This is a genomic window from Mesorhizobium sp. M7A.F.Ca.US.006.04.2.1 (genome assembly GCF_004022915.1).
Taxonomy (GTDB): domain Bacteria; phylum Pseudomonadota; class Alphaproteobacteria; order Rhizobiales; family Rhizobiaceae; genus Mesorhizobium; species Mesorhizobium ciceri.
Genome location: NZ_RZQA01000491.1, coordinates 1 through 4,931 on the forward strand (window position 1 = coordinate 1; position 4,931 = coordinate 4,931).

General features: G+C 64.4%; 5 protein-coding genes and 1 pseudogene. 4 read left to right on the forward strand and 2 right to left on the reverse strand.

What is annotated here, in order from left to right; all coding sequences use genetic code 11:
* The 4 genes from EN925_RS23390 to EN925_RS23405 form a co-directional block, all read left to right on the forward strand.
* Positions 1–676, forward strand: a 676-nt coding sequence (locus EN925_RS23390; protein WP_128336958.1) for a tyrosine recombinase, incomplete at its 5' end; no start/stop codon positions are given.
* A 99-nt stretch (positions 677–775) separates the two neighbouring features.
* Positions 776–1,726 carry an acetyl-CoA carboxylase carboxyltransferase subunit alpha gene (locus EN925_RS23395; protein ID WP_024503734.1) on the forward strand — a complete coding sequence of 317 codons (951 nt, stop codon included), beginning with the start codon at positions 776–778 and terminating at the stop codon, positions 1,724–1,726.
* A gap of 217 nt (positions 1,727–1,943) precedes the next feature.
* On the forward strand, positions 1,944–3,242 hold the full coding sequence (locus EN925_RS23400) for a murein L,D-transpeptidase family protein (protein WP_024503733.1): 1,299 nt from the start codon (positions 1,944–1,946) through the stop codon (positions 3,240–3,242).
* An 8-nt stretch (positions 3,243–3,250) separates the two neighbouring features.
* Positions 3,251–3,487 carry a sulfurtransferase TusA family protein gene (locus tag EN925_RS23405; protein ID WP_024503732.1) on the forward strand — a complete coding sequence of 79 codons (237 nt, stop codon included), beginning with the start codon at positions 3,251–3,253 and terminating at the stop codon, positions 3,485–3,487.
* Between the two features lie 10 nt (positions 3,488–3,497).
* Here the strand turns inward: EN925_RS23405 and EN925_RS23410 are convergent, their stop codons facing one another.
* Both EN925_RS23410 and EN925_RS23415 read right to left on the reverse strand, forming a co-directional pair.
* Complete coding sequence (locus tag EN925_RS23410) at positions 3,498–4,607, reverse strand: GTP-binding protein (protein ID WP_027162928.1); 1,110 nt, start codon at positions 4,605–4,607, stop codon at positions 3,498–3,500.
* Between the two features lie 3 nt (positions 4,608–4,610).
* A pseudogene (locus EN925_RS23415) lies at positions 4,611–4,931 on the reverse strand (D-alanyl-D-alanine carboxypeptidase); the annotation flags it as partial.

Below are 4,931 nucleotides of genomic sequence, written 5' to 3' on the forward strand. Positions count from 1 at the left end.
CCTCTACGCCGAAGGCCTGCGCGGCGATGACCCGACCGGCACGCTGGACAGCCCGAAAAAGGGCCGCCCGCTGCCCAAGACGATGAGCGAGGCCGACACCGGCCGGCTGATCGACCGTGCAGCAATTGAAGCCGGCGATGTCTCGTCGGGCGATGGGGACAGCCTGGCATCACTGCGCCTGCATGCGCTGGTCGAGGTGCTTTACGCCACCGGCCTGCGCGTTTCCGAGCTGGTCGGCTTGCCGGTGACGGTGGCGCAACGCGACGACCGCTTCTTCATGGTGCGCGGCAAGGGCGACAAGGAGCGCATGGTGCCGCTCTCCGCCAAGGCACGCGCGGCGATGAAGACCTGGCTTGCCGCCCGCGCCAAGGTGCCAGCCTTGGCCGACAGTCCGTTCCTGTTTCCGGCCGCCTCGGACAGCGGCTATCTCTCGCGCCAGGTCTTCGCGCGTGACCTGAAAGGGCTGGCGGCAAGGGCCGGCATTGCCTCGGCGAAGATCTCGCCGCACGTGCTGCGCCATGCTTTCGCCAGCCATCTCCTGCAGAACGGCGCCGATCTGCGGGCCGTGCAGCAATTGCTTGGCCATGCCGACATATCGACGACACAGATTTACACCCATGTGCTGGAAGAGCGGCTGGTGCGGCTGGTCAACGATCATCATCCGCTTGCCGACTAGGCCTCATATCGCTATGTGAGGACGACATTTCACCGCCCGGAGCCTTAGATTCAAGGGTTCCGTCAGCCACTGCCTTCCGACGTATCGGTCCGCTCACGCATGTATAATTACCTCGATTTCGAAAAGCCGGTGCAGGACCTCGAGGGCAAGATCCTCGAGCTGAAGAAGCTTGCCGAGAATGGCGAGGCGGTCGATGTCGGCGACGAGATCAACCGTCTCGAGAAGCGCTCCCGCGACGCATTGCGCGATGCCTACAAGGCGCTGACGCCTTGGCAGAAGGTGCAGGTGGCGCGCCATCCCGACAGGCCGCATTGCGTCGACTACATCAAGGGCCTGTTCACCGATTTCACGCCGCTGGCCGGCGACCGCAATTTCGGTGAGGACCAGGCGATCGTCGGCGGTTTCGCCCGTTTCCGCGGCGAACCCATTGCCATCATCGGCCAGGAAAAAGGTTCCGACACAGCCAGCCGCCTGAAGCACAATTTCGGCTCGGTTCGGCCGGAGGGCTACCGCAAGGCGGTACGGCTGATGGAACTGGCCGACCGCTTCAAGATCCCGCTCCTGACGCTGGTCGACACGGCCGGCGCCTATCCCGGAGTCAACGCCGAGGAGCGCGGCCAGGCGGAGGCTATCGCCCGTTCAACCTCGACCTGTCTTGGCCTGAAAGTACCGTCGATCTCGGTGGTCATCGGCGAAGGCGGTTCGGGCGGCGCCATTGCCATCGCCACCGCCAACCGCGTCTACATGCTCGAACACGCCATCTATTCGGTGATTTCGCCGGAAGGTGCCGCCTCGATCCTGTGGCGCGACACGACACGATCGAAGGACGCGGCGACCAACATGAAGATCACCGCGCAGGATCTTCTGGAACTGAAGATCATCGACGCCATCATCCCCGAGCCGCTCGGCGGTGCGCATCGCGGCGCCGAAACCGTGATCGCCGCGACCGGAGACCTCATCGCCAGGACGATGAAGGACTTCGCCGGCGCCAACACCGATTTCCGCGAACAGCGCCGCGAAAAATACCTGGCCATGGGCCGCAGTCTCTGACCACAGGCACCCTTGGCCGCAACAATGTGGCGGAGCGGAGCATTTTTGCCACAAAAATGCCGCTGCATTCGGCTCAATGAGACTGCCGCAGGGGGATGCGTCGGCACTTGCGGTAAGGAATTTATTAGGGTTAACGGGCTTAGGGTCCGTCGATGCGCAGTGTAGCAGCCGGGGCAGGAAACGTCCTGGCGCCAGAGAAAAGACGATATCCGTAGCCATGTTTGTCAAGCTTGCCCGCACCGGAATCCTGATCGCTGCCCTCGGCGTTGCCGGCTGCAACAATTCGTCGATGAAGGATTTTGCCCCGGAGGCCAACAAGCCGCTGCCCGACAAGATCCTCGCCGACATGAGGGCCAAGGGCATGGTCCGCACCTCGTCGGTGATGGCCCGCATCTTCAAGGAAGAAGGCAAGCTCGAGATCTGGAAGGCCAAGACCAACGGCCGCTATGACATGGTTGCCAGCTACGACATCTGCAAATGGTCGGGCAAGCTCGGGCCGAAATACACCGAAGGCGACCGCCAGGCGCCGGAAGGCTTCTACACGGTGCGCCCGGCGCAGATGAATCCGCGCTCGAACTACCATCTGTCCTTCAACATCGGCTATCCCAACGCCTATGACCGCGCCAACGGCCGCACCGGCTCCAATTTGATGGTGCACGGCGCCTGTTCGTCGTCGGGCTGCTATTCGATGACCGATGCGCAGATCGAGCAGATCTATGCCTTCGGCCGCGACGCCTTCCAGGGCGGCCAGACCGAGTTCCAGATCCAGGCGTTTCCGTTCCGCATGACCGCCGCCAACATGGCGCGCTACCGCAACGACCCGAATTACGACTTCTGGAAGATGCTCAAGGTCGGCTACGACAATTTCGAGATCACCAAGGTGCCGCCGAAGGTCGATGTCTGCGAGAAGCGTTATGTCTTCAACCAGGTAGCCGCCGACGGTCAGACATTCGATCCGACTGGCGCCTGCCCGGCGACGACGCAGCCTGATTCGCTGAAGAGCGCCTACAATTCCTACATGAGCACCTATGACGCGGCGTTCAGCGGCGCGGTCAAGGCCAGCGTGCCGGCGCCCAAGCCGACCATCGCCGGTATCAAGGAAGCCAGCATCGTCTCCGACTGGTCCAAGCGCCGCGCACGCGGCGAACGCGTACCGATCGATCCGCCGTCGCTCAACAATGACGGCTCGGTCACCGAGACGGCACGCATGGGCCGCATCGATTCGCCCGCTGGCCGCAAGATGGCGGCTCTTGACGCGGAAAAAGCTGCCAAGCAGAAGGCCGAGGAGCAGAGGCTGGCTGCCATTGAGGCGGCTAAGCAAGCCAAGGAAGCCGCCAAGGCCCAGGCTCTGGCCGAAAAGGAGGCCGAGAAGGCCGCCAAGGAGGCCCCAGTCGCCACCGCGACCATCGCGGCTCCTTCGGAAACGGCGCCAATGGCTGAAACGCAAGCGGCGAGTGCCGACGAGAGTCGCGTGACGAAGCTGAAGAACAAGCTGCTCGGCATGTTCGGCGGTTGATATCGCCCGTGGCTGATCGCGCCGCTATTTATGACCTCAAGGGGCTGAACTGCCCCTTGCCCGTGCTCAAGGCCAAGAAGCGCCTGGCGGGGATGCAACCGGGCAGTCGGCTCTGGTTGGAGACCACCGACCCGCTCGCCGTCATCGACATTCCGGCATTCTGCTCCGAGAGCGGCCACCAGTTGATTGAAACGGCCGCGGTCTCCGGCGGCCATCGCTTCCTGGTCGAGCGCGGCGCGCCGTAATCGTTGGGGGCTACCGCCCGGCGATCGCCAGCGGATTGTTTTCCAGCGCCGCGCGGTCGGGCGTGTCAACCGACGGCCGGTCGGTGAAGGCGGCGAACAGCCTGCGGATATAATCTTCCGGCATGTCGAGCGTGATCAGCACCAGCCGCGTGCCACGCTGGCCATCCGGCCAGGACGGCAATTGCACCGGCGGATGCAGGATCTTCTGCACGCCATGGATCACCAGCGGCCGCGACGGGTCTTCCCTGAGCTCGATGACGCCCTTCATGCGCAGCAGGCGCTCGCCATGGGTCGAACGCAGCAGGTCGAGGAACATCTCGATCGCCGAAAACGGCACCGGGCCGTCATGCACCAGCGAATAGGAGCGCACGCGCTGATCGTGACGATGGCCGTGGTCATGGCCATGCTCGTGATCATGACCAGCATGATGGTGATGATCGTGCGCCGCTTCCTCGCCAAGCCAGCGCCGCACATCGGCGGATTTGGTTGCCGGGTTGTAGAGGCCGCAATCAAACAGCGCCGCCACGCCTGTCTCCGTGTCGCCGGCATCGAGCAGTTCGGCGCCCGGATTGATCTGCCGCAGGCGCGCCCGCAGCATTTCCAGCTCATTGGGGTCGGTGGCCAGATCGGCTTTGCTGAGCACGATGCGGTCGGCGACGGCAACCTGCTTTACCGCCTCGACATGGGCATCGAGCGTGGCGTTGCCGTTGACGGCATCGACCAAAGTGATGACGCCGTCGAGCCGGAAGGCCTGGATCAGCGCCGGATGCGCCATGATCGACTGCAGCACCGGCGCCGGGTCGGCAAGGCCGGTGGTTTCGACGATGACGCGGGCGAGCCGGGCAATGCGGCCGGTCTGCAGTCTGTCGACCAGGTCGGCCAGCGTATCGACCAGTTCGCCGCGCACCGTGCAGCACAGGCAGCCGTCCGACAGCTGGATGATGCCGTCGGAAGACTGCTCGACCAGCAAATGGTCGATCGCCACCTCGCCGAACTCGTTGATGATCACCGCGGTGTCGGCCAGCGCCGGATCCTTGAGCAGCCGGTTGAGCAGCGTCGTCTTGCCGGCGCCGAGGAAGCCGGTCAGCACCGAGACTGGGATCGGGAAGCCGCTGCCCATTGGCTAGTTCGCAACCTTGACCGGCTGGTCGCCCTGCGCGGCGGAGCCGGCAATCTTCGGGCCGGTGCCGGCCGGTGCCGGCCTGTCGGGCCGCCAGCTCGGGATCGGCACATCGGCAAATTCCTGCGCGCCCTGGTCGAGGATGGCCTTCGGCGCCGGACCGGTGGCGCCGCCAAGGCCGACGGCAACCAGCGTCGGCACATGGTCGAGCTTTTCCTGATAGGGTGATTTCGGCACGTTCTTGGCGGCGGCCGGCGGCGCCTCGGACTGCTCCTGCGGCGTCTTCTTCTTGCAGACCTCGTCCTGCATGTCGTTGGGTGAGAC

Excerpts from the sequence above, each read along its gene's own strand:
- EN925_RS23410 (WP_027162928.1), bottom strand. The coding sequence starts at position 4,607 with ATGGGCAGCGGCTTCCCGATCCCAGTCTCGGTGCTGACCGGCTTCCTC.
- EN925_RS23400 (WP_024503733.1), top strand. The coding sequence starts at position 1,944 with ATGTTTGTCAAGCTTGCCCGCACCGGAATCCTGATCGCTGCCCTCGGC.
- EN925_RS23395 (WP_024503734.1), top strand. The coding sequence starts at position 776 with ATGTATAATTACCTCGATTTCGAAAAGCCGGTGCAGGACCTCGAGGGC.